Here is a 24,129-nt window from a genome sequence, read left to right as displayed (position 1 = left end):
TAGCCATGACAGACACTCGCGGGGTAGGCGCGCACGTCGCGCGGGTCGCGGCATCCGCGCTCGGCGCGGCCGTGCTCGCTTTACTTTCCTGGTTCATCCTCCGCTCGGCATCCCTGCCCGCGTTTAACACCTCGATGGTGACCCGCGGGTTGGCGACGGCGTTTTCGATGCTCCTCATCGTCGCCACCGCGGCGGCCTTGTGGGCGTGGATCCGCGGCGCGCGAGCGCTGCTCACCGAGGTCATCGCCGCGCTCGCCCCGGCCGGCTTGGTTGTCACCTCGCTGGGCATCCCGCTGAGCGCAACCCGCCTCTACCTCGACGGGGTCCAGGTCGACCAGGGCTTTCGCACCCAGTTTTTGTCCCGGATGACTGAGACAATGTCCAACCAGGACATGAACTACGTCGGGTTGCCCACCTTCTACCCCATCGGCTGGTTCTGGCTCGGCGGGCGAATGGCGGGGGCACTCGGCATGGACGGTTGGGAGGTCTACCAGCCGTGGGCGCTGGTGTCCCTGGCTGCCGCCGCCGCGGCGCTGACGCCGGTGTGGCGCGCGCTCACCGGCTCCCTGCCGCTCGCGACCGCGATCGCGCTGGCCACCACCGCGATCGTGCTCACCGAGACCCCGGATGAGCCCTACGCGGCGATCGTCGCCATGTTCGTGCCGGCCGCGGCGGTCGCGGCTTCGAAGGCGCTTGCGGGGTCGTGGACGGCGACCGCCGCCCTCGCCCTTTACCTGGGGGTCTCCGCAACCTTCTACACGCTCTTTACCGCTCTTACCGCCTTGAGCGTAGTCGCCCTGGCGCTCGGCCTCGCCCTTGCGCGCCGCTCCTGGGTGCCGCTGGTGCACTTGGTTGCGGTGGGTGTGGCGTCGCTAAGCATCGCCCTGCTCTCGTGGGGGCCTTACCTCTACAACCTCGCCTTCGGCGACTACCAGGCGAGGTCCACGGCGAACCACTTCCTGCCGGTGCACGGAACCCAGTTCCCGCTACCGTTCTTCACGTTCTCCGTGCTCGGGGTGCTCTCGCTGATCGGGTTGTTCTACCTGTGCGCGGCGATCCGCCGCCCCGCGGTCACCGGGCTCGCGGTCACCATCGCGGTGTGCTACGCGTGGGTCTTCGCCTCCATGGTCACCCCACTGCTGGGCACCACGCTGCTCGGCTTCCGCGTCGAGGTGCTCATCCTGCTGCTCTTCGCCACCGCCGGCCTCGTCGCGCTGTCCCACACCGGCCCGCTCCTCGAGCGCGCCTTCGGCTCGCTCGCCCCCGCCGCGACCGCGGCCGGGGTGATCCTGCTCGCGGCCGCCGGGGGACTCTACATCCAGCAGATTCCCGAGAAAAACCAGGCCCACATCGACCAGGCCTACGCCGATACGGACGGCAACGGCGAGCGCGCCGACCGCTTCCCGGCCGACGCCGGGCGCTACTACGGGGAGGTCCGCAGCTTCATCTCCGCGCACGGCTTTGAGCCGACCAATACCGTCGTACTCACCGATGAGATCAACTTCATGGCCATGAACCCCTACTACGGTTTCAACGCGTTTACCAGCCACTACGCCAACCCCCTCGGCGAGTACGACCGGCGAGTGGAGGCGCTCACGACGCTCGCGGAAGGCTCCTACGACGCCCTGGAAGACCCGCAGGAGATGCTCGCGGCCCTCGACTCCCTGCCGTGGCGCGCGCCCGACGTGTTCCTCTTCCGCGGCAACCTTGACGACGAATCTGAGCCGTATAAGACCCACGTGGGCCACGACATCTTCCCCAACGAACCGAACATGGTCTACGAGCGATTGTTCTTCAACCCCGCCTCGTTCGACTCCCCCGAGTGGGATAAAGCCCAGATCGGACCGTTCGTGGTGGTGGTCCGTTCCCGATGAGCACGCACCGCCCAGTAGAGTTCAACGACGTGTTAGCCGAAGCCGAAAACCGCGCCCCCCGTCCGCTGGTCTTGTGCGCCATCGTCTCCGGGCTCCTCGCGTTCACCTGCTTCTTGCTCACCCCCATCCTCCCGATCAACCAGGTGGAATCGACGGTGAGCTGGCCGCAGAACGAGTCGCTGGGCTCGATCAACGCACCGCTGATCTCCCTGGCGCCCGAGTCGATCGAGCTCGATGTCCCGGTTAAGGAGTCCATCGCGGCGCTGCGTGACGGCGAGACGCTCATCGCGGGCACCCTGCCCGCCTCCTCCCAGGAGGCCAGCGACCGCGGGCTCTTCGTCTCCGCGCCGGACGGCGGCCTGCTCGTCACCTCGCTCAACGAGGTGCTCTTCGAGCTCGATGCCGCACAGGTTGCCTCCCTTCCCGCGAGCGCACTGCTTGAGGTCTCCGCCACCTCGGAGGGTACGAGCATCGCAATTTCCGGCACGGACCTCAGCGAGGACGGCGAGGAAGACCTTCGCCCCCAGGTCACCGGCATCTACAGCGAGCTAGAGGGCGAAGCGGGCACGCTTGTCGACGCCGGGCTCGCCGCCCAGGTCAACGTCAATTCCCGCTTCACCTCCTCGCCGACCGCGCTGAAATCCGGCGCGATGGCGCTCGGCGCGGCCTCCCTCATCGTCGCGCTCTGGGCGCTGTGGCGCCTCGACGCGCGCGACGGCCGCCGCTTCCCGCTGCTGCGCAGCCAGTGGCGCACCTTCCGCCCCCTCGACGCTCTCGTGCTCGCCGTGCTCGGCTTCTGGCACATCTTCGGGGCGAACACCTCCGATGACGGCTACCTGCTCACCATGGCGCGGGTCGCATCCAAGTCGGACTACATGGCGAACTACTACCGCTGGTACGGTGTGCCGGAATCTCCCTTCGGCTCGCCGTACTACGACATCCTCTCCGCCTTCGCGCAGATTTCCACGGCGTCGATGTGGATGCGCCTGCCGTCGTTACTCGCGGGCGTGGCCACGTGGTGGATCCTCTCCCGGGAGCTCCTGCCGCGGCTCGGGCCCGTCGTTGCCGAGAGGCGCATGGCCCACTGGACTGCCGCGCTGGTCTTCTTGAGTTTCTGGCTGCCCTACAACAACGGCACCCGCCCGGAGCCGATCATCGCGCTCGGGCTCATTGCCACGTGGGCGTCCTTCGAGCGAGCGATCGCCACCGAGCGACTCTTCCCGGCCGCGGTGGGCACGATCCTGGCCGCATTCACCCTCGCCTGCGGACCGACCGGCCTGGCCGCCGTCGGCGTGTTCCTCATCTCCTTACCGGCGCTTTTCGCCATCATGGAGCGCCGCTTGCCCCATGCCCCCCGGTTGGCTTTTATCGCCCCGTTCCTCGCCGCGGGCTTCGCGGTGATGCTCGCGGTGTTCCACGACCAGACGCTAGCCACCGTGCTCGAGGCGACCTCGGTGCGCTCGAAGGTGGGCCCCGCGCTGGACTGGTACTCGGAGTGGGTGCGCTACGGCACGCTGTTCGACCAGACCGTGGACGGCTCCATGACCAGGCGCTTCCCCACCTTCGTCTTCTTCGCCTGCCTGGGGCTTATCGCCTGGGCGCTCGTGCGGATGGGCTCCATCCCCGGCGCGGCGAAGGGGCCTACGGTGCGCCTGGTTCTCATCGTGGCGCTCTCGACGTTCTTCCTCATGTTCACCCCGACGAAGTGGACCCACCACTTCGGCATCTACGCGGGGATCGGCGGGGCGGTGGCCGCCCTCGGCGCCGTGGTGCTCTCCCACATCGCACTGCGCTCGGCGCGCAACCGCACCTTCGCGCTTGCCGGGGTGGCGTTTCTCATGGCCGTGACCCTGGCCGGGTGGAACGGCTGGTGGTACGTCTCCTCCTTCGGGGTGCCGTGGTGGGATAAGACGGTGCAGCTCCACGCCGTGGAGGCCAACACTGTCGTGCTCGTCATCGCGCTTGTGATCCTTATGATCGGGGTCTTCCAATCGCTCCGGCACGCCCGGGCAACGCGCGTGGGCGCGGGCCGCTTCGCGGGGCTCATGTCCGCCCCGATCGCGATCGTCGCCGCGCTCATGGTGGCGTTTTCCTGCCTCACCTTTGTCAAGGCTTTCCTTGACCAGGCCCCGGCCTACTCGGTGGGGATGGGTAACGTTCGCACCTTCGCCGGAAATTCCTGCCAGCTCGGCTCCGACGTCTTGCTCGAGACCAACACGAACGAGTCCTTCCTCTCCCCGATCGGGGGCGTCGCGTTGGCCGATTCCCTCGACAGCGGGGATAACCGCGGGTTCGACCCGGAGGGCGTGCCCTCCTTCATCGTGGAGGAGGACTCCAGCTCGTCCGCGTCGAGCCCGCGCACCGATGCCAATAACAACGCCTCGGCCTCGACCCTCGACCCGAGCGGGGCCACCAATAGCGCCACCACCGGCAACGGCACCGGCACCAACACCAACGCAGGGTCGGGTTCCGCGGATGCCGCGAAGGCCACCACCGAGCAGGAGCAGTCCACCACCCGTACGAGCACCCAGGGCAACCGCCCGGAGACCATGCGCGGGGCCAACGGCTCGACCGTCCGCCTGCCGTTTAACCTCGACTACACCAAAGTTCCCATGCTGGGGTCCTACTCCGAGGAGCCGACGGGCTCGGCCCAGCTCGAGACGGCCTGGTTCGCCCTCCCGCCCGCGCGCGAGGACGCTCCGCTCGTCGTCGCCTCCGCCGCCGGGCGCATCGCGCACAAGGACATCAACGGCGTGGAGCAAGAAGGCGCCGACCTCAAGCTCGAGTACGGCGCGCTTCGCGACGGCACCTCCGTCGAGCGCCTCGGGGAGGTCGAGATGCTCGACCAGGGCCCGACCCCGTCGTGGCGCAACCTGCGCTACCCCATCGCGGATCTGCCCGAGGAGGCAGACGTGGTCCGCCTCGTTGCAGAGGACTCCTCGCTGGCGGATCGGGATTGGATGGCGCTGACCCCGCCGCGCGTGCCCACGCTGGCGCCTCTCGGGGATGTCTTCGCCCCCTCCACCCCCGGGTTGCTGGACTGGTCGGTGGCGCTGCAGTACCCCTGCCAGCGCACCTTCAACCACTACGCGGGCGTGGCGGAGATCCCTGAGTTCCGCATCATGCCGGACGCCCCGGGCAAGGCCCAGCTCTCCGGCTTCATGGACTTCCTGGGCGGCGGCGCGCTGGCGACCACGGAGGCGGTGAACTACTCCTACGACATCCCCGGATACCTGCGAAACGACTGGGCGCGCGACTGGGGTTCTGTGGCGAAGTACGAACCGCGCACGAACTCCGCGGGCGAGGTCCCGCAGGTCGCAGCAGTGGAACACGACAATGCGACCCGCTGGGGCTGGTTCACCCCTGGCCCGATGAAGATCCGCGACCCCGAAGAGAAGAAAGACTAGAAGGCATGGCAGCGAGCACAGCAAGGACATTCATCAACGCGCTGGGCGCTGCGGCACTTCTCGCCGCCGTGACCATCGGTGCGACACCGCGGCCTGCCGGGGCACAGGAAATCTCGTCGAACAGGGCGAACACCGTGGTCAACGAGCAGGGCTGCAGCGCGCACTACCTCATCGCCGTGCCCGGCGGCGCCAACACCGTCGAAGGTCTGCCCACCGCGATCCCGCACGGCGGCAACGTCTTTAGCACCGGCCTGATTGTCGAGGCACAGACCCACGGGGCCGTGGAGGCGCTGTGGGTGTCCTACCGCTCGCTGCCCTTCGCCGTGGATACCTACCCCGCTGCCTTCGACGATGGTTACCGCGAGACCCGAAACGCGGTGACCACCCTCGCCCAGCGCTGCCCCGAGGCGCGCTTTAGCTTCACGGGCTACTCCCTCGGCGCCCACATCACCTCGCAGATGACCAGCGACATCGCCCACGGCCGCGGCCCGATCGGCCCCGAAAGGGTCGGCTCCGTGGCGCTGTTTTCCAACCCCCACCAGGGCGGCAACGGCGCGGTGCTATCGCCCGGGACCCCGCCCGATTCGAGGGGTGCGCTCGGCTCGCTGCCCGAGGGCTACGGCGAACTCGGGCCGCGGGTGTTGGAGATCTGCCACGCCGACGACGTCGTGTGCTCCATGCCTCCTAGCCTGCGCGGGCTGGTCGCCCCGGCGATGCAGGTTGGCCTGGCCAGCGGACTGGCGCCGCTAGCTCCGGTCGCCCACGTCTTGGCTACCTTGGGCCTCGACGTGTTCAAGCTCGCCGCCGGGATCACCGCCCACGGCGGCTACGAAGGCCCCGACCGCCGCGAGGCCGCGGGATGGATCACGGCGCACGCGTAGAGTGGTGGCATGAATGACCTCTTTGAGCTAGTGAACGGACAGTGGGTGGCCACCCACGAGATCCCGGCCGATCGCGGCATCGACGGCGCCTTTTACGCGTTGCGGGACAAGTCCGAAGCGGACGTCCGCGACCTGTTGGAAGACGGCGTCGGGCGCGGCGGCGATCTCTACTTGTCCTTCATGGATACCGCCGAGATCAACGCGGCCGGCCTCGCCCCGCTCGAGCCGGACCTGCAAAAGCTGGCGGTATCCAACATCACGGAGCTGGCCCGCAGCTTCGGTGAGCTCGAGCGCGTCGGCGTCGGCGCGCCCGTGACCTATTGGGTGGAGAAAGACTCCCAGGGCGAAGACTCGATCGCCTACGTCGTGCAAAGCGGCCTCGGGCTGCCGGACGAGGCGTACTACCGCGAGGAGCAGCATGCACAGACCCTGGCGGAGTACAAGGCCCACGTCGCTCGGATGCTGGGCTACCTCGATTCCGCGCCCCTGCTCGGGCTGCCCGCCGAGGTGGCCGCGGAGCGCGTGGTCAACCTCGAGACCCAACTCGCGGCGAGCCACTGGGATGTGGTTCGGTCCCGCGACGCGATCGCGACCTATAACCCGGTCGAGCTAGGTGAGCTTCCTCCGCTGGTGCAGGAGATTTTGCGCGGCTCGGGCCTGGGCGAGGGCCCGGTGGTGAACATGATGCCCTCCTATACTGAGGCGCTCGGCCAGATGCTGCGTCCCGAGACGCTGGCTGACTGGCAACTGTGGGGCGCGTGGAACATCCTGCGCTCGCGCGCGGGGCTCCTCCCAGAAGACATCGGGGCGGCGAACTTCGAATTCTTCGGCGTAAAGCTCGCCGGGGCGACCGAGCAGCGCGACCGCTGGAAGCGCGGGGTCAGCCTCGCGGAGTCCCTCGTGGGCCAGGAGATCGGCGCCCGGTACGTGGAGAAGCACTTCCCGCCTGAGTCGAAGGAGCACATGCTCGCGCTTGTGGGCTACCTGTTGCGCGCCTACCGTGAGCGCATCTCCCGGCTCGAGTGGATGGGCGAGGACACCCGCGCCCGCGCACTGGAGAAGCTCGAGCAATTTGCCACGAAGATCGGCTACCCCGATTCGTGGCGCAGCTTCGACGGCCTGGAGTTCAGCCAGTCCGGCAAGGACCTGATCGCCAACGTGCGCCGCGGTGCTGCGTTCGAGCACGACTACCAGCTGGGTAAGGTGGGCCGCCCGGCCGACCGCGGCGAGTGGGTGACCACCCCGCAGACTGTCAACGCCTTCTACAACCCGGTGGTCAACGACATCACCTTCCCCGCCGCGATCTTGCAGCCGCCGTTTTTCGACGCCGAGGCCGACGCCGCGGAGAACTTCGGCGCGATCGGGGCGGTGATCGGCCACGAGATCGGCCACGGGTTCGACGATCAGGGCTCGCGTTACGACGGCCACGGCAACCTCAACTCGTGGTGGACCGAGGAGGATCGCGAACGTTTCGATTCTCTCACCTCGAAGCTCGTTGAGCAGTTCAACGGCCTCGTCCCCGCCGTGCTGCAGGGCACCGAGGGGGTCAGCGGGGTCAAGGGCGAGTTCACCCTCGGTGAGAACATCGGCGACCTCGGCGGCCTGGGAATCGCGGTGGCGGCCTACAAGCTCTACCTCGATGACAACGGGCTGAGCGACGGCCCCGCCCAGCCGTTCGGCGAGCTCGAGGGAACCTACACCGGCCTCCAGCGCCTGTTTTTGGCGTGGGCGAGGGTGTGGCGCTCCAAGACGCGCCCGGAGATGGCCGCACAGCTCCTTGCCATCGACCCGCACTCCCCTAACGAGTTCCGCTGCAACGTCATCGCGGGCAACATCCCGGAGTTCTACGACGCGTTCGATGTGCGCGAGGACTCCGCGATGTGGGTCGCCCCCGCCGACCGGGTGCAGATTTGGTAGTCGGGCCGCTCGAGCAGGGCGCCGAGGGCGACTCCTACCCGCTCAACGAGCAAGAAGACCCGAACTTCAACGTCGGTGGGGTGCGCCGCACCCTCCCGGACAGCCTGCAGTTCGAACAGATCCGCTCCTACATGGAGGCGACCTACCCGCGCCCGAACGGCGCCGATGCGGACGAGCTTGACCGCTACCTCGCCCTCATGCCCGACCGGCTCACGCACGCGGCGATGCTTATGCTCGGCTCCGCGGTCGACCACACCATGCCGGGGGTGGCTTTCAGCGCCGGCGTGGAGGTGGGCACCTGCGACTACGGGGCGTGCATTCGACCCGCTGATCGCACAACCGGGGTGTGGGTTATCGCCGCCGGGCCGCCCACGCCACGGGCGCGGGAGTTTTCTTGGCAGCCCGAGGTCGCCGCGGTAGTGGCGCTGTCCGGAGCGGTGGCAATAGATGTCGACACGCGTGAGCTCATCGAGCCCGCCATCGCCTACGCGCGCTCGCGCGGGGCCACCGCGGTGGTGGCGTGGTTCGCCGGAGATGGCGCCGCGACCAGCGCTGATGCCGCAGTGCTGTCGTTTCCCAGCCGCCCGTCGGTCACCGGCCCCACCCTCGTGCAGGCCGCGCGTGGGGCGGGGGTGCGCGCGCCCGGCGCGGACGTCATCGAATACTACGCGGCTGAGGGGATCTCCACCCCCGCGGAGGCGCGGCGGCGCATCACCGAAGTCGCGGCGTATGTAGGCCGCTTCTCAGCCGAGGTCTAGCGGCGTAAACTTCACCGGCAGTCCGTCTCCGGGCTGCCAGCCGCTTATGCCCCGTCTCAGCCGCAGCTTCAGCGCCGCGAGGTCGTCGACCTGGTTGACGCCCTTTTTCACATCTGCCGTGTTCTCTTCGGCGTCTCCCCAGGTCAGGGCGGCGACGACCCAGACGTCGTCACCAATTTCGCCGAAGGCGACGCTGCCGGTCTGAGACTCCTGGTCGTCGGACCACCCCGTCTTCATGCCCTCGACGCGGTCCAAGGTGGCGGCGCCGAAGAGCTGATCGAAGCCGTCACGGGCCTTTTCCTGCATCTGGCGCATGCCGTCGAGCAGCGGCTCGGCGCGCGGATCCCACAGGATCGAGGCGATAAAGGTCGCCACATCGTAGGCCGAGGTCTCCGTCCTCCCCCACGCGCCGTAGCGGGCGGTGTCTTGCAGGTCGAAGTCGTCCGCGATCTCGCCGATGGCCTGCGGGTACTTGCGGTCGAGGCGCTGGGCGTAGTCGTCGCGGGAGAGCGCGATCATCTCCTCGACCAAGTCCTTGTCCTCCTCGGTGCCGTTGTATAACACCCAGTAGCCGAGGTAGAGCTTGGCCAGGGAAAGGGCGGGGCGCGGCTCGAGCGCGTCCTCCGATCCGGACCAGCGCCCGTCCGGGTGGACGACGGCGAGGGCGGTGCGATCGCTGTCGAAGTCGCGAGCGACCTCGTAGGCTCCCGCGGGGGCGACCGTCGATGCGAGCGCGGCGGCGAGCACCGCCGTCGCCGCTAGGGCAGCGAATGTTCTCACAGGCCCAGCACGGAGTCGGACTCGCTGAGCAGCTCCTCAGGCGCAGGAGCTTCTACCTCGCAGAGCGTCACGGTCGCCCCGGTCGGATCGGCCACGAGGACGAGGGGTCCAAAGGGCGAGTCTTCGGGGCCGTGTACGACCTCGCCACCGAGCTCTTGCGCGCGACGCGCCGCACGCGCGACGTCCTCCACGCCGAAATAGGTCTCCCAGAACCCGGCGAGTGCTGCGACGTCCGCGTTCCCCGAATCGTCCCGCAGCCCGAGGAAGGGTGCGCCCTCGGCGGTGGCCAGGTAGTAGCCCTGCGAGTGCGTCACCTCCCAGTCGAACAGCTCGGCGTAGAAGTCGATGCATTCACGGGCGCGATCGAGCGCGACGTACTCGTGCCAGACGGGAGTGCCCGGCTCCCCGGCCGCAACGAACTGGTCCTCCCCCGCCGGTTCGATCACGCCAAAGATGGCGCCGGCCGGGTCTGCGCACAGCACCATCGTTCCCAGCGACACCTCGGCGGTAGCCAGCACCTCACCGCCGCGCGTGACGACGCCCCTTTTCACCCCCTCCACATCGCGCGTGAAAAAGTAGGTCACCCAGGCATCGCTCATCGTCGGGTCGTCGAGCCCGCCGATGAACCCTGCCACCGGCAATCCCTGCGTGCGCGCCATCCGGTAGAGGTCGCCCTCGACCTCCCAGCCGAGCAACTTGGAGTAGAAGTAGGCGGACTTGGTGGTGTCAACGGTCGCGAGATCCTGCCAATACGGCATCCCCGGCAGCGCTTCGAAGGCGGGCATTTACATGTTCCTCCACTTCTCCGGGTCGAAGTCGTCGTTCGCGGTACGCTCATCAAAGTAGTCGCCGCCCTCGGCACCGGTGACTACTGTGAGGCTCTGGCCGGCGGCGGTGACCACGTCGGCGTCGACAAGCATGTGCCCACGGGCCGTGACCACCTCGCCGTTGACCGTGACCTGGCCGCCCGAGATGAGTTCCTTGGCGTGCCCGCCGGTCTCGGCGACGTTGGCTACCTTGAGAAACTGCCCGAGCTTGATCGAATCCCCGCTGATCTCTACATCCACGCGCTCAAGCTTAGCGGGCGACGGCGCAAAGCCCTTCGAGAAGCATCCACAGGGCGATGGCGACGAAGATGGCGCCGGTGACGCGGTCGATAACGAAGCCGTAGCGCTCGATGGGGGCGGCGAGCTGCCGCACCGCGAGCGCGAAGCCGATAAACCAGGCCAGCCCGATGGCGATGAGTGTCACCGCGATGGCGAGCATCGCCGCGCTACCCATGTCGGGGCGGACGAACTGGGCGAAGATCGCGCCGAAGAACAGCACCGCCTTGGGGTTAGAGAGGTTGGTGAGGATGCCTGCGCGCAGCGCCCGCGCCACGGTCGCGTCCGCCGTGGCGCGCGGTGCCGCCCCGCCCGTGCTGCGGATCGCGCCGATGCCCATCCACAGCAGGTAGGCCCCACCAATGATCTGGAGCGCGGCGAGGATCTCCGGCCGGGCCTGCATGAGCGCGCTGAGCCCCACCAGGGAGGCGACGATCCAGACCGTGTTGCCCACCATGATGCCCAGGGCGCAGGCCACGCCCGCGGCCCGGGACTTCGTGCCCATACGGATGATCTGGAACAGGTCGGGGCCGGGGCTGACGATGCCCGCGATCCACGCCCCTATGAGCGGAAGCACCTAGCGTTCCGCCTGGTCCAGCGGCATGATGCTGAGCGTGTCAATGTTGACGTGCGCCGGCATACTGGCGACCCAGCGCACCGTCTCCGCGATGTCCTCGGCCGTGAGGTTGAGCTTGCCCTCGTAGACGGCCCTTGCTTCCTCCTCGTTTCCGAGGCGGTTGACAGCGAAGTCCGTCTCCACCCGGCCCGGGTCGATTTCGGTGACGCGGATGAGGTTGCTCGCCTCCTCGCGGCGCAGTGCCCGGGTGAGCCCGCGCAGCCCGTACTTCGCCGCGTTGTAGCCGGAGCCGCCGGGGTAGGCGTCGGTGCCGGCAACCGAGCCGATGTTGATGATCAGTCCGCTGGCCTCAAGCAGCGCCGGGTAGAGCGCCTTGATCACGCGGGCGGTGCCGTAGACGTTGGTTTCGTACATCCAGCGCCAGCGCTCTTCGTCGGCGTCGCGCAGGTAGTCGACCCCCTTCGCGCCGCCCGCGTTGTTGACCAGCAGGTCAACGCGCTCCAGCTTCGCCGCCAGCTTATCGACGCTGCCCTGATCAGTCACGTCCAACTCAACCGCCACACCCCCGATCTCCTCGGCGATGCGCTGGCAGAGCTCGTAGCGCCGCGCGGCAACGTAGACGGTCCACCCGTCCGCCGCCAGTGCCCGAGCACTCGCCTCACCAATGCCTGCCGATCCGCCCGTGACTACCGCAATGCGTTCCATACTCTCTCACCTTATCTGTGCACCTGGCGCATCGTGATGTTGATCCTGCCCTCTGCCAGGCCCGTGCCCGCCGGTCCCGTGCCGGCCCTGGCGCCTGCCACCCCGTGGCGGGCCCGGCGCGCGGGTCCGCCGAAGACCAGCGCGTCGCCAGACATGAGCAGCACCTCGCGGCCCTCGATCCGAAACAGGATATCGTCGCCGATGGACAGGCTCACCACCGGGTTTTCGGCCTCTTCTTGGCCGTCGACGTGCTCGCCCATGCCGGCGCCCGGCGGGTAGAAGTTCACCAGAGCCGTCTCCACGCGGATCGACTGCCCCACCGCTTCGTCGACCTCGCGGGCGGCGGCGAGAACGCGATCGGCGATGCCCTGGAAGTTGTCCGGGACCGGCGGTACGGCGTAGCCGTCGACCTGCCGGACCAGCCGGTAGGGGTTCGTCGCCCAGAACCACCCCAAGGAGAGCAGGTAGGCCTTCATCTGGCCCTTTCCAACCATCGGGCGGCGCATCGCCACCGGGGTACCGGCGACGCTGCGCGCGATCTCGCGCGCCTGCACAACCAACTCCGCCTGCTGCTCGAGCTGCAGGAAGTTCGGCAGGTGCACGACACCGGGCATGATGCGCTTAGGGGGCCGGGGCAGGGCGGAGGCGTCGATAAGCATGCCCTCAACCTACCGCTGCTGGTAGCGTGAGCCGCATGACCAGAGATTTCAACGTGGCCGTCGTCGCCGCTGTCGTGGTCGCCGTGGTGGTTGCGGCGTACTTCCTCTCCGAGGGCACGTGGGCTGCCCCGCTGGTGGTGCTTGCGGCATCGGCGCTCGCGATCTTCTCGCGCCGGTGACCATCGGGGCTGGAACGCTTTTCGGACCCGCGTGTCAACTGATCACCGTGGGCCACCCCGTGGACGACCACGCCAAGCGCGCCGCAGGTTGGGAGATCGCCCACCCGATCACGATCGGCGATAACTGCTGGTTCGGCGCCGGTGCGATGGTGATGCCGAGGGTGACTATCGGCGACAATTGCGTGATCGCGGCGGGGTCCGTGGTCACAGCCGATGTGCCCGCGAACTCCCTCGTGGCGGGCGTACCGGCCGTGGTGAAGCGTTCGCTATGAACTTAAACCCCCTCACATGCAAGAGAACGTTCGCTCGAGTAGGCGGCGTCAGGGGCATTAATGCTTGTCGACGTCCACGCGCAGCGCACCACAGCCTGGTTTGCCGCCGGGTCAAGTCCTAGGCAGTGGGTAGCTGATGGTGTACCTCAGTCGGAGGTGGCCCCACCGACTCGGGATCGGGTGGACTACCTTGTACAAGTACCTTGCTAGTGGGGTCGGGTAGATTCCCTATTCTTTTACAGTCTGTGGCTCCCGAAAAATTTCCTCTCTCAGAGGGGCGATTTTAACCAGATCTAGTCAGCACATTGGCTGAACTCTTCCTGTGTGACAATGCTGGTCCCAGACCCTCCTATAACTGTACTTTTGCCGATGAGAATTTCACCAGGCTGAAGTTGGAGGAGCGACTCTTTTTGCACTGCTACCCCCGCGGTCTCTTTATCTTGACTAGACGAGAATGCACTAATGAGAAGCCACGCGGATTCATCTGCCGGCAGGTTGATCGGCGATTCGATTTTCCATGGGGCGGTGGGACTACTGAGGTTGACAGCAAACAGGTCCTGTTGGGGAACATCGGCTTTCAGCTTCCCAAAATCAGGATTACCCCCTGTGGACGGAGCTGAGGTATCGTTGGGTTCATTGGTTGGTTGTTTCAACTCCCCGGATATGGTGATTTGGTCTATCCTCGTGCCGCAAGGCTGAACATAGATTTCGATTTCGCTACTTGCATTTAGGGCTACCCCTGTTTTCCCCTCAATGTCCGTGTATACAAGGTTGCCGCAGGATGGCAGCACTGTAATCGCAAAAACGGTGAGACATACGGCCCCGGCTAGCTGCTTTTGGCGTCTGTAAACGCAGGTCTTAGTCATGCTTTTCCTCTAAGGGTTACTTATGTGCCCTTCCCAATGGGAAGGGTGTGCTACTACCACTACGTCGTAGTACATGCGGGCGTTCCTGCGGCATGGGGGAAGGTTTCGAGGGGTGTCTACATACACGTTGTTGCACACTGTGATGAGGTCTTTTTCGAACTGCCGGTTGCAAGCGTAGCGCATTCCCGAATCGGCATCATATTGCTCATAGCATAGATCATGACGGGCGCATGAACCGCGCAAATCCGCGATAACAGCACGTTCAGCGTAGGGGTAATCTGGCGATGCCGTCGGGTCGAAGAAGTCAGGTGAAGACGAACAGTAGTCGTGCAAGTTTCCTTTCGAGGGGTCATAAACGTATCTGGCTGGAATGCCGACACCCCCATCGTCGTATTTCGCGGTTGTAATTGCTGCGAAGGGGGTTAGGTCCTGCGGAGCATGGCCTGTTTTGTGCTTATTATCTGGGCAAACGTTATTGTCTACTTTCCGCCGAGGTTTTCGGTCAGCCCAGTGGAGATCCCCGGTCCAGACGAGTTTTCGCAAAGCAAACGGGTCCCCGTGGAGAGGCCGCGAATGCCGATCCAAACCATTAGCCAACCTCACCGGAGGAATGCGTGGTGGCTGAGGGGCGCCATTGTGTCTATAAGTACACCCCAGTGTCGATGACGGCCTTGGTGTTGCGGTAGGCAGCTATGGTCGTTGCGCTCGGACAGTAGGGACTCGGGAATTGCCCTTAATCCATGTCGCAGCATCAGGATCAATGAAGTTTGCCACCATCTGGATAGCGTTATCAATTGAGTCGAGATAGTCAGTTTCGCGGGATATATCGCTTTGCTGAACGATGGATTCGTGGTGAGAACACCTGTTTCGCATCTCGTAGATAGTAGCTACAAGAGCTTCAAAATGCTGTCTGCTGCCGGGCTTTTGCTTCAAGGCCTTCTCTACCTGAGGCCAAATGCTCGCCTGGTAGTAACTGCTTAAGAGGAAGCGCCAGAAGTCAAAGCTGAGCTCAGCGATGATTTTTCCCGGAAGCACCTCGCTGCCTCCGGCTCGCCCCTTACTCAAACTGAGTAAGGCCGACCGTAATTAATGTTCTCGTTACTTCTTTCTGTGAACGGTGACAGCAAGAAACGACTCTTCCATGGGCACGGGACCCGCCACAGGTACATGTTATCGCCTAAGTAGCCGTCTTCGTTTAGTGTTCCTTCCCGTTCAGGTTGGGGACGCACGATTCCCAGGAAATCTCCTGGGACACGAGCCTTACGTCCTACCGGATCCGACCATTGAAGATCCCGGTTCCAGGGGTCTTCGTCCATAAAGGGGCCGGTGAATTGGACGAGGATTTCACGCGGTGCGGCGCCGGAATGAGGGTAATCATCGATGGGAATGTCCTCGTACCAAATATCGTGGTTTATCCGTTTCCCCTCATCGATCCAGTCGAGGACCGTCTTTTCCTCGAAACTAGCCCCAGCCAGGATTTGTAGCGGATGGCGGGGAGTATCTAGGCGAAAACGTTTCACATACGCCAGATAGATACGAGGCGGGGCAACAACGCGGGGAATATTGTCAGTCATTGCCGGGGATCTTACATCCTACGCGGCTGGGTTTGCTATACACGCGTGCGTAAAAAGTACCAGTCGTGGTAACAATCTTTCCTTCTGTTACGCCGACGAACAAGGTTTCAACACCTCGACCAGCACAATCCTGTTCCAAATCTAGAGTTGAGTACTCATACGGGAGGCTGGAATTTTGATTGTACTTGTAATCTGGAGCGGGGTCATACCTGCCTCTTAGATTTGGTGCCTTTCGCCATGTTGCAAAGTACTTATAGCGCAACGTATTAGTGTGCATTACCTTAAGTACCCTTTCAGAGCATTTCGTGCGGGGCTTGAAGCCCACCGCGTTAAATGCGGAGCTTTTGCGAGCATGCGGGGAGTCTATCGAAAGTTCACAAGGTCCGTACCTCTTCCCTGCCGCTTGGAGACTAACCGAATCCGGTTTAGGGATACTTTCCAGTCCAGCCTCCACACGGTCGAAGAACTCTGCTGCTAGCTGGTCACTGGGAAACTCCAGGTAAGGTATAGTACCGATGAGCGCACCACCTGGCATCTCTTCTACCTTGAAAGACTCCAAAGTGCCACCTTCAAAGTCTTGAGTGACAGATACCCCCTCGTCTTTCGGGTCTCCCGTGGGGTATCCGTAGGAGCTTTTCTCGTAACCCGCTGCGGCCCAATCAAGAAGCACAGGATCCGTAACCGGGTGTGCTCCGTGTTGTGGTGTCCAGTAGATCATTCCGCCTTCGAAGACGTTGTAGCGTCCGATTCCGTCTGGGGTGGTCAACTCATCACTGATGGGAAAGCCAAGATCACTGTTGTGTCCGCCCATGGATTGCCACTTGTCGTAGATAGCTCCCTGGATGCTGGCCTGCGTAGCAGGTAGCGCATTATGCGTGTAGACGTGTCCGCCTTCAAAGTGTTGGACGTACCACTGGTTGCCCAGTGAGATGTCGCTGGTGGTGGGGTAGCCAAGGAACCCGTTTTCCCACCCGTGCCGCTGCCACACCGTGGACACGGGGATGCTCACACTGTGCGCACCCGTGCGGGGATGCCAGTAGATAAACCCGTTAACAAACTCGGAGCGCCTTCCCACCCCGTCCGGGTTGACCAGCTCATTAGACTTCGGAAGAAGCAAGAAACTGGTTGGTCCACCGATGGAGTCGTAGAGATTTTTAATTGCGCCGCAGACCTCAAACGGTGCCGGCCAATACACGCTACATCCTGGTCGGGCATTCAGCGTAGGGGTATCCGGGCTGGTCAGCCTGGCCTCTTTAACCTCAGCTTGATCTGCATCAGCCTTGCTGACCCCTGCCGGGACCTCTTCTTTGTCCGAGCGCATCTGCCCCGGAATGATCTCGCTTTGTGGATCGTTAGTGGGGTGCCACTGATCCAGGCCCTGGGGATTGAGTTCTTCCTGCGTGACCTGGTTAACCTCGTAGCCTTCAGCCCCGGGAGGAGTCGGGATACCCCACTCGGCGAAAGGACCCTCCAACGGTACTGCTATAGGTTCTCCGGCCGTATCCGGTATAGGTTGCCCCTCATTCGTCTCCGGTGGGGAGATGCCGTCATGTAAGGATGAGCCTGATGAGGCGGTCTGGGCTGTGGCGGCAGTGGGATGCGCGGCCATGAAGACAAGGATGGACAAAGCTGCTAGATACTTCTTTACCTGCAGTTTCATTGAATTCCTCTGAATTCCTGGTGTTGTGATGTGCGCTGGCTGCCCTTAGGCTACAAGCTGCCTGTCAATGCCGCAGTACAATCTGCAAAAATGTTCTCTAAAACTGCCCACACGAACCTCCTAGCGCAGGTAAAACGTATCCACGATCTCGTAGCGCGGTCCGCCACCGCGCCCCTTACCCAGGTGCGACTCCATGAGGTGGACCTCATCGACCCAGAACTCGGGACCGCAGTACACAGACAGGGCCCGGGAATGATCATCCATCAGCCACACATCGCGGGTGCGGCTACAACGTTTGGCAACCGTGAGGTGGGCCCGCTGCCGCTTGTCAACCTCCACCGAACAATCCGCCATCAGCTCGCGCAGCTGCGGCTTGTCCCCGCCGACTCCGATCCAGAGGGTACGACGATCAAACGCCCCCGCTCCTCTCAGGTGGAGGCGCAAGGGGCGTCGAAAAGCTGTGGCTTGGGCAAGGTGGTCGGTCACCGCGGCGGCGTCATTTGGTTGGTTGCCGTAGAACGCCATTGTGAGGTGCCACGTATCGGGATCCACCCACCTCAGCTCGGAGGAGAGCTCGCGGATGGGGCGCAACGCGCGGACAAGGTGCTCCTTGACCTCGTCCGGCGGCAAGACGGCGGCGAATAGGCGTCTCATGACGACGCTCATCTTAGCCCTTAGTCAGGCGAAAGAGAGGAACATCTTCTCCATGTCGGCAACATTTGGACTATCCACACCGTCGGTGGTCAAACAGCGCTCCATCATCCGCACAAGCACCTGGTAGCTCGCGCGGCTTACCGCCTTGTCCGCGGCCGCGAGCTGTGTGATGATCTCCTCGCAGTCGCGTCCCTCCTCCATCATGCGGATTACGGCGTCGAGCTGCCCGCGCGCACGCTTGAGCCTGCTTATCGACGGCCTTATCTCCGCCTCGTCGAATTTCACCCTAGACCTCCTGACCAAAGCTCCACGTGAGATACCCTCCACCGACGTTAGCGACCTCGATGCCGCGGCCCGCCAGCAGGGAGGCCGCCGTGTGGCCGCGCTGCCCGACCTGGCAGAACACCACGACCTTCTGGCCTTCGAACTCGTCGATGCGGTCGCGGATCGAATCGAGCTCGATGTTGATCGCCCCGGTGATGGTGCCCTTAGAGTACTCGGCGGGCGTGCGGACGTCGACAAGCTGCCAGCCGTCTTCCTTGTATTTCTCGATCTCGTGGTAGGCCACCGTGCGCTCGCCGCCGGCGATGTTGTCGTTGATGAAGCCGGCCATGTTGACCGGGTCCTTCGCGGAACCGAACTGCGGGGCGTAGGCGAGCTCGAGGTCTGCCAGGTCGGAGGCGCTCAACCCGCCGCGCATGGCGGTGGCGATGACGTCGATACGCTTATCCGCACCGTCCTCGCCGATGGCCTGGGCGCCGAGGATGGCATCCGTGTCGGCGTCGACGACAAGCTTGAGGTGGATCTGGCTCGCGCCCGGGTAGTAGCCGGCGTGGTTGGACGGGTGCAGGTAGACGGTGCGCACGTTGCGGCCAGCGGCGCGGGCGCGCTTCTCGTTCCAGCCCACCGATGCCGCAGCCAGGCCGAACAGGCCCACAACCGCTGTGCCGAGCACGGGGCGGGCGGCGGTGTCGCGCCCGGTGATCACGTCGGCGACTAGGCGGCCGTGGCGGTTGGCGGTCTGGGCGAGCGGCACCAATGTCGGCTCGTCATTGACGGCGTCGCGCTTCTGTGTGGCGTCGCCGACGGCGAAGATGCGCGGATCGGAGGTGCGCATGTGGTCGTCGACGACGATGCCGCCGCGCTCGCCGACCTCGAGGCCGGCCTCGGAGGCGAGTGTGCTGGCGGGCTTGACGCCGATCGCGGCGATGACGACGTCGGCGTCGATGGTGGTCCCATCGCTCAGGGTCACGCCCTGCTCGGTGAACTCCGCGGCGGCGGTAGACGTGAGCACCGTGACGCCATTGTCTTCGAGGCGTTTCTTCACGATGACGGCCATCTCGGGATCCAGCGGGCCCATGATCTGGGGGCTGGCCTCGATGATGGTGACCTCGACGCCGCGGTGCGCCACGTTCTCGGCGACCTCGAGGCCGATGAAGCCGCCGCCGATGATCGCGGCCCTGGAAGCGCCCTGCGTTGCCGCCTTGATGGCGTCCAGGTCCTCGACCGTGCGCAGGCTCAGCGTGCGCTCGATCCCGGGGATGGGCGGGCGCACCGGGGTCGCGCCCGGGGAAAGCACGAGGTAGTCGTAGGAAATGGTCTCCCCAGCCTCGGTGGTCACGGTCTGAGCGTCGCGGTCGATCTTCGTCGCGCGGGTGTTGACACGGACGTCGAGGTTGAAACGGGAGTTGAGGGATTCGGGGGTCTGGAGCAGCAGCGATTCGCGCTGCTCGATGGTGCCGGAGAGGTGGTAGGGCAGGCCGCAGTTGGCGAACGAAACGTAGCCGGAGGCCTCGAGGACGATGATCTCCATGTCCTCGTCGCGGCGGCGGAGGCGGGTGGCGGCGGACATGCCGCCGGCGACGCCGCCGATGATGACTGTGGTTGTCATGGGACTTTTCTCCTATCCGAAGAGCCGGAACTTAGGTTTGGGGGCCTCTCGCGGGCAGGTGCACCACTGGTTCGCGGGGACCTGCGCCTTGACGCTGTCGATGTGCTGGCCGCAGCCGGCCCAGGTGGTCTTGTGGCACGTGTTGCATGTCGTCGGGTAACACATGAGCGTGACTATACCCCGGGGGGTATATTGGGCGCAAGGGGGTGGGGTTGTCGGGGCTAGGGCCCGAGTGCCACATCTTCCCCCGGCGCGGGGCGGCCCGGCGAGACTCATACACCCAAAGGCAGATAGTTCACCGTCACCGATTGGTCACTCCTTTTCCAACGGCGATCTATCTGCCTTTGGGTGTATGACTCCTGGTGTATGACTTTGCGGCGACACCGCGCCCGCTACCCTGGAACCCATGTCCCCCGCCGCCTTCGACCTCGCCACAATCGGCGAAGGCCTGCCCGTCGCCGCGGTGATCGACCAGCTGCCGGACCGCGGCCCGCTCGTCGTCGAGGCCCCGCCGGGTACGGGAAAGACCACGCTGATCCCGCCGGCCATCGCCAACCAAGCGGGAAAGACGCTGGTCACCGCGCCACGCCGGGTGGCCGTGCGCGCCGCCGCGCAACGCCTAGCGCAGCTTGACAAAAGCGAGCTCGGCGACCGCGTGGGATATTCGATCCGCGGCGAACACGCCCCCGGGCGCCTGGTGGAGTTCTGCACCCCCGGCGTCCTGCTGAACCGGCTGCTCGCAGACCCAGGCCTGGACGGCGTGGGCGCCGTGGTCATCGACGAGGTCCACGAGCGCCAGCTCGACACCGACCTGGTACTCGCGATGTGCATGGAGGTCGCCATCCTGCGCGAGGACTTCTACCTCGCAGCGATGTCAGCGACCCTCGACGCGCAGAGGTTCGCCGACCACCTGGGCGCGCAGATCCTGCGCACGCAGGCACTCACCCACCCGCTTAGCATCGAGTACGCCCCGCACCCCGAGCGCGCGCAAGGAAGCCGCGACTTCTACCGGCACGTCGCCACGCTGTGCGACGCCGACGAGCGCACCCTCGTCTTCGTTCCCGGCGTGCGCGAGGTCGAGCTCGTCTGCTCGCTTGTCGACGACGCCGCGCCCCTGCACGGCCGCCTCACAAGCACGGAACAGGACCGGGCGCTTCACGGAACATCACGCGTCGTCGTCGCCACGTCGATCGCGGAATCCTCCATCACGGTTCCCGGCGTGCGCCGCGTCGTCGATGCGGGGCTATCAAGGGTGCCGCGTCGCGATGCCGCCCGCGGCATGACCGGCCTGGTGACCGTCTCGGCGGCGAAGACGAGCGCCGACCAGCGCGCAGGCCGCGGCGCCCGCCTCGGCCCCGGCACCGTCGTGCGGGCCTACTCGCAGGCCGACTACCAGCACTTCGCCCCCGACATCGCCCCGGAGATCACCACCAGCGACCTCACCTCGGCCGCGCTGGCGATGGCGGCGTGGGGCTCGCCCGACCTGCCTCTGCTCGATGCCCCACCGGCGCAGGCGATGCAGGATGCGAAGGCCACCCTCGCAGAGCTCGGCGCGCTGGACGGCTCGGGCATCACCGAGTTCGGGCGGAAGCTCGCGTCGCTGCCCCTGGATCCCCGACTCGGTGCGGCGCTCTTGCGCCAAGGAAGCGGAGCGGCGGAGACCGTCGCGGCGCTCGCGGAGGGGATGGGCGGCGACCTATCGCGGGCGCGTGCCCCGCGCAACCAGGTGCGCCGCCTGGAGAAGCTGGTCCCCCACACCGATCCCGTCCCGGCCGGCGACGTCGTCGCCGCGGCCTACCCGGGCTGGGTGGCCAAGCGCCTCGACGAAGGCTACCTGCTGGCCAGCGGCACCCGCGCCACCCTCGACGCCGGAATGGGACAACCCGAGTGGATCGCGGCCGCCGAGGTCCAGCTCACGCAGAAAGGGGCGGTGATCCGCTCCGCGGCGCCCTATGCCCTGCCCGCCGAACGCATCACAGAGGACACCAGGGCATCGCTTATCGACGGCGCAGTGCGCGGCCGGAAAGTCACCGCGATCGGCGCGATCGAGCTGAGCTCCACGCCGGTAAGGCTCACCCCCGAGGAAGCGATGGAGGCACTGGCCGGCCTCGACTTTGACGCATTGACGCTGGACGAGGGCGCGCAACAGCTCAAAAACCGCATCGACTTCCTGCACCAGCGGATTGGCGAGCCCTGGCCGAATGTCGAGGAGGGGGACTACTCGCCAGAGATTGGGGAGGTGGCCAAGGGGGCGTCGATAAGCAGGCTCGACATGCGCTCGGCCTTGATGCGGCAGCTGCCCTGGCCCGAGGCCGCGCGGCTGGACGAGCTCGCCCCGGAGCGTCTCGCGGTGCCCAGCGGCTCGCACCCGCGGGTGGACTACGCGATGGGACGTCCGGTCGTGCGCGTCAAGCTGCAGGAATGCTTCGGGTTGGCGCAGTCGCCGACGTGCGCCGGGGTGAAGGTGCTCTTCCACCTCCTCTCCCCGGCCGGGCGCGAGCTGGCCGTCACCGACGACCTGGAGAGCTTCTGGAACGGCCCCTACCTTCAGGTACGCAAAGAGATGCGCGGGCGCTACCCCAAGCACCCCTGGCCGGAGGACCCGTGGACGGCGGCGGCGACGGCGCGGACGAAGAGACACATGCGGAAGGAATGAGCACTAGGACGATTCAGGGTGAGCCGTCTGCCACGCCTCAAGAAGGCTTTGCGCCGCGCCATCGCCACCCGGAACGAACGTTTCCAGCAAGCTCTTTACTGGCCCTTCACGATTTAGAGTGCATTGATCTTGGTGTGCAGCTGTCCGGAGTGGATCAAGGATCGCAAGATGTAGTGCCCGAGGTTCTTGAACCCCAAAGCGATGCCGCGCAGATGCTCCAGGCGCCCGTTGATCGCCTCGACGGGCCCGTTGGACGCGCCGATATCGAAATACGCCAGCACGTCCTTCTGGCGTCGGTACAGCGTGTTTCCCAGCTGCTTAATCTCCTCTAACCCCTTCGGCATCGTCGATGAACGCAGCGCGCTGATCACCTTCCGCATCAGCTTCTTGCCCTCGGCTTTCTTCGGGTGCTGATAGGCGGCGATGATCTGCTGATACACCAACCACGTCACCTCCAAAGCCACGTACTCTTCGTCGGTGGCCCACAGTTGCTCGAGTCGCCGATGCTGTCGATCAGTCAGGAAGTCAATCCTGGTCAACAGGGTTTTCCGGTTCTTATACAACGGATCGTTTTTCTTGCCCCGCCGCCCGGTGGTCATCCGCTGCAGGCGCTGTCGGCACACGGTCAACTTGTCGGCGGCCAGGTGCACCACGTGAAAGGGATCCATCACCGCCTGCGCCCGCGGCAGGGCCTGTTTGGTGGCGGTGGCGTAGCCGGCAAACCCATCCATCGTGACAACCTCGACCCGGTCGCGAAAGCCCTGCCCACGCTGGCTGAGCCAATCGCAAAGTACCGCGGCGCTACGACCCGGGACCATGTCCAGCAACCGGGCCGGTCCGGCGCCGTCGATGACGGGGGTGATGTCGACGAGCACGGTGACGAACGAGTCCGGCTCACCGGCCCGGTGGGTGTGCTTCCACACCTGCTCGTCCACGCCCAGCACGCGCACCCCGGCAAGGTGGCCGGGGTCGTCGTAGACCAGGTGCCGGCAGGCATCCAGGGCGAGGTCGTTGACCAGGTCCCAGCCCAAGCCCAGGGCTTTGGCGGTGGCGGAGATACTCATTTTGTCGATCGCCAACCGTTGCACAATCCAGCGGGTCACCCGGCCAGTGACGGTGCGCCCGCGTTCGGCGCAGGCCAGTTCGCCCTGGTAGATCCGCTGGGCACAGGACTGATTCAGGCACAGGAACCGCGGCACGCGTACCTGCAGCCTGGTGGGGAAGCCGACGACGGGAAGATCGGTCAGCCGGCGCACGACGTGACAACGCAGCCGGCCTGTGTGTCCGCAGCCCGGGCACTTGTCGCAGGAGTCGATGGGACGAGCACTGATGACCGTGAACTCGCCGGCATCCGCGGCATCGGTGATCGTTAATCCCAGCTCCGCGGTGCGGCAAATGGTGTCGGCGACGAGGTTGAACGTAGGCTGCATTGTAGGGTCCTGGTTCGGTCAGATGGAAGCGGTGTAACTCTCATCTTGTACCGGCCAGGACCCCTACATGTTGTGCCACCCCGAACCGGGCTCTGCGGTCAGCTACGCACTCTCAATCCTGTAGAGCCATGTTACCACCTAGGGCGGAAAGTGCTCATCCTCTGCCGCCTTACCCCAGACCACCAGCAACGACACCAACTAGGCGACGGCGGTGAACACTGATGACATGACGCAACTACCCATTCAACCACCAGCAAAGGATCAAGAGCGAGGTACACCACCAGGG

The 24,129-nt window shown here is 65.3% G+C and carries 20 protein-coding genes and 1 pseudogene; 8 read left to right on the top strand and 13 right to left on the bottom strand.

What is annotated here, in order from left to right; all coding sequences use genetic code 11:
* Positions 1–5: 5 nt before the first annotated feature.
* Genes C3E79_RS00515 through C3E79_RS00495 form a run of 5 tightly spaced genes read left to right on the top strand, consistent with a single transcriptional unit; the run spans position 6 to position 8,837 of the window.
* Positions 6–1,874 carry an arabinofuranosyltransferase gene (locus tag C3E79_RS00515; RefSeq protein ID WP_108403149.1) on the top strand — a complete coding sequence of 623 codons (1,869 nt, stop codon included), beginning with the start codon at positions 6–8 and terminating at the stop codon, positions 1,872–1,874.
* Positions 1,871–5,281: an arabinosyltransferase domain-containing protein gene (locus tag C3E79_RS00510; protein WP_108403148.1), complete on the top strand. Its 3,411-nt coding sequence runs from the start codon at positions 1,871–1,873 to the stop codon at positions 5,279–5,281. The genes C3E79_RS00515 and C3E79_RS00510 overlap by 4 nt, the downstream gene beginning before the upstream one ends.
* A gap of 5 nt (positions 5,282–5,286) precedes the next feature.
* Positions 5,287–6,162, top strand: coding sequence for a cutinase family protein (locus C3E79_RS00505; RefSeq protein WP_108403147.1), 876 nt, complete (start codon positions 5,287–5,289; stop codon positions 6,160–6,162).
* Positions 6,163–6,171: 9 nt separating this feature from the next.
* Entirely contained in the window at positions 6,172–8,079 is a 1,908-nt protein-coding gene (locus tag C3E79_RS00500; protein ID WP_108403146.1) for a M13 family metallopeptidase, read from the top strand.
* Positions 8,073–8,837, top strand: a complete 765-nt coding sequence (locus C3E79_RS00495) for a hypothetical protein (RefSeq protein ID WP_108403145.1) — start codon at positions 8,073–8,075, stop codon at positions 8,835–8,837. The genes C3E79_RS00500 and C3E79_RS00495 overlap by 7 nt, the downstream gene beginning before the upstream one ends.
* On the opposite strand, the gene C3E79_RS00490 is transcribed toward C3E79_RS00495, so the two are convergent.
* From C3E79_RS00490 to C3E79_RS00465, 6 genes are read right to left on the bottom strand one after another with little or no spacing between them, the layout of a single operon-like run.
* The gene (locus C3E79_RS00490; RefSeq protein WP_235840717.1) at positions 8,823–9,617 is read right to left on the bottom strand and encodes a hypothetical protein; all 795 of its coding nucleotides are present in this window, start codon (positions 9,615–9,617) and stop codon (positions 8,823–8,825) included. The genes C3E79_RS00495 and C3E79_RS00490 overlap by 15 nt on opposite strands.
* Entirely contained in the window at positions 9,614–10,402 is a 789-nt protein-coding gene (locus C3E79_RS00485) for a VOC family protein (RefSeq protein WP_108403144.1), read from the bottom strand. The genes C3E79_RS00490 and C3E79_RS00485 overlap by 4 nt, the downstream gene beginning before the upstream one ends.
* Positions 10,403–10,684 (bottom strand): RNA-binding S4 domain-containing protein, encoded by a 282-nt coding sequence (locus C3E79_RS00480; protein WP_108403143.1) that lies wholly within the window; start codon positions 10,682–10,684, stop codon positions 10,403–10,405.
* A 10-nt stretch (positions 10,685–10,694) separates the two neighbouring features.
* Entirely contained in the window at positions 10,695–11,297 is a 603-nt protein-coding gene (locus C3E79_RS00475) for a LysE family translocator (protein WP_108403142.1), read from the bottom strand.
* Positions 11,298–12,002: an SDR family oxidoreductase gene (locus tag C3E79_RS00470; protein WP_108403141.1), complete on the bottom strand. Its 705-nt coding sequence runs from the start codon at positions 12,000–12,002 to the stop codon at positions 11,298–11,300.
* Positions 12,003–12,013: 11 nt separating this feature from the next.
* Positions 12,014–12,661 carry an alpha-ketoglutarate-dependent dioxygenase AlkB gene (locus C3E79_RS00465; RefSeq protein WP_108403140.1) on the bottom strand — a complete coding sequence of 216 codons (648 nt, stop codon included), beginning with the start codon at positions 12,659–12,661 and terminating at the stop codon, positions 12,014–12,016.
* Between the two features lie 35 nt (positions 12,662–12,696).
* Here C3E79_RS00465 and C3E79_RS11240 point away from each other — a divergent pair, with 35 nt between their 5' ends.
* Both C3E79_RS11240 and C3E79_RS00460 read left to right on the top strand, forming a co-directional pair.
* The gene (locus tag C3E79_RS11240) at positions 12,697–12,840 is read left to right on the top strand and encodes a hypothetical protein (protein WP_158268511.1); all 144 of its coding nucleotides are present in this window, start codon (positions 12,697–12,699) and stop codon (positions 12,838–12,840) included.
* Positions 12,831–13,112: pseudogene (locus C3E79_RS00460) on the top strand (DapH/DapD/GlmU-related protein); the annotation flags it as partial. The gene C3E79_RS11240 and the pseudogene C3E79_RS00460, both read left to right, overlap by 10 nt.
* Before the next feature lie 293 nt (positions 13,113–13,405).
* On the opposite strand, the gene C3E79_RS11235 reads toward C3E79_RS00460, so the two are convergent.
* The 6 genes from C3E79_RS11235 to C3E79_RS00430 form a co-directional block, all read right to left on the bottom strand.
* The gene (locus C3E79_RS11235; protein ID WP_146183422.1) at positions 13,406–13,978 is read right to left on the bottom strand and encodes a hypothetical protein; all 573 of its coding nucleotides are present in this window, start codon (positions 13,976–13,978) and stop codon (positions 13,406–13,408) included.
* A 1,061-nt stretch (positions 13,979–15,039) separates the two neighbouring features.
* Positions 15,040–15,552 carry a hypothetical protein gene (locus tag C3E79_RS11535; protein WP_235840716.1) on the bottom strand — a complete coding sequence of 171 codons (513 nt, stop codon included), beginning with the start codon at positions 15,550–15,552 and terminating at the stop codon, positions 15,040–15,042.
* The gene (locus C3E79_RS00445) at positions 15,545–17,212 is read right to left on the bottom strand and encodes an LGFP repeat-containing protein (protein ID WP_244280437.1); all 1,668 of its coding nucleotides are present in this window, start codon (positions 17,210–17,212) and stop codon (positions 15,545–15,547) included. Before C3E79_RS00445 ends, C3E79_RS11535 begins: the two co-directional genes overlap by 8 nt.
* A gap of 120 nt (positions 17,213–17,332) precedes the next feature.
* A complete protein-coding gene (gene thpR / locus C3E79_RS00440) occupies positions 17,333–17,866 on the bottom strand; it encodes an RNA 2',3'-cyclic phosphodiesterase (RefSeq protein WP_108403139.1) in 534 nt (177 codons plus the stop codon).
* Between the two features lie 24 nt (positions 17,867–17,890).
* Positions 17,891–18,151 (bottom strand): metal-sensitive transcriptional regulator, encoded by a 261-nt coding sequence (locus C3E79_RS00435; protein ID WP_108403138.1) that lies wholly within the window; start codon positions 18,149–18,151, stop codon positions 17,891–17,893.
* Between the two features lies 1 nt (position 18,152).
* The gene (locus C3E79_RS00430) at positions 18,153–19,757 is read right to left on the bottom strand and encodes an FAD-dependent oxidoreductase (protein WP_108403137.1); all 1,605 of its coding nucleotides are present in this window, start codon (positions 19,755–19,757) and stop codon (positions 18,153–18,155) included.
* 406 nt (positions 19,758–20,163) lie between these two features.
* On the opposite strand from C3E79_RS00430, the gene C3E79_RS00425 reads away from it, so the two are divergent.
* The gene (locus tag C3E79_RS00425) at positions 20,164–22,413 is read left to right on the top strand and encodes an ATP-dependent RNA helicase (RefSeq protein WP_108403136.1); all 2,250 of its coding nucleotides are present in this window, start codon (positions 20,164–20,166) and stop codon (positions 22,411–22,413) included.
* 113 nt (positions 22,414–22,526) lie between these two features.
* Here C3E79_RS00425 and C3E79_RS00420 read toward each other — a convergent pair whose 3' ends face one another.
* Entirely contained in the window at positions 22,527–23,843 is a 1,317-nt protein-coding gene (locus tag C3E79_RS00420) for an ISL3 family transposase (protein ID WP_108403135.1), read from the bottom strand.
* Positions 23,844–24,129: the final 286 nt, after the last annotated feature.

This window comes from Corynebacterium liangguodongii (genome assembly GCF_003070865.1).
Lineage (GTDB): Bacteria > Actinomycetota > Actinomycetes > Mycobacteriales > Mycobacteriaceae > Corynebacterium > Corynebacterium liangguodongii.
Note: the sequence above shows the minus strand (reverse complement) of the source record. Positions and strands in the feature narration are given on the sequence as shown.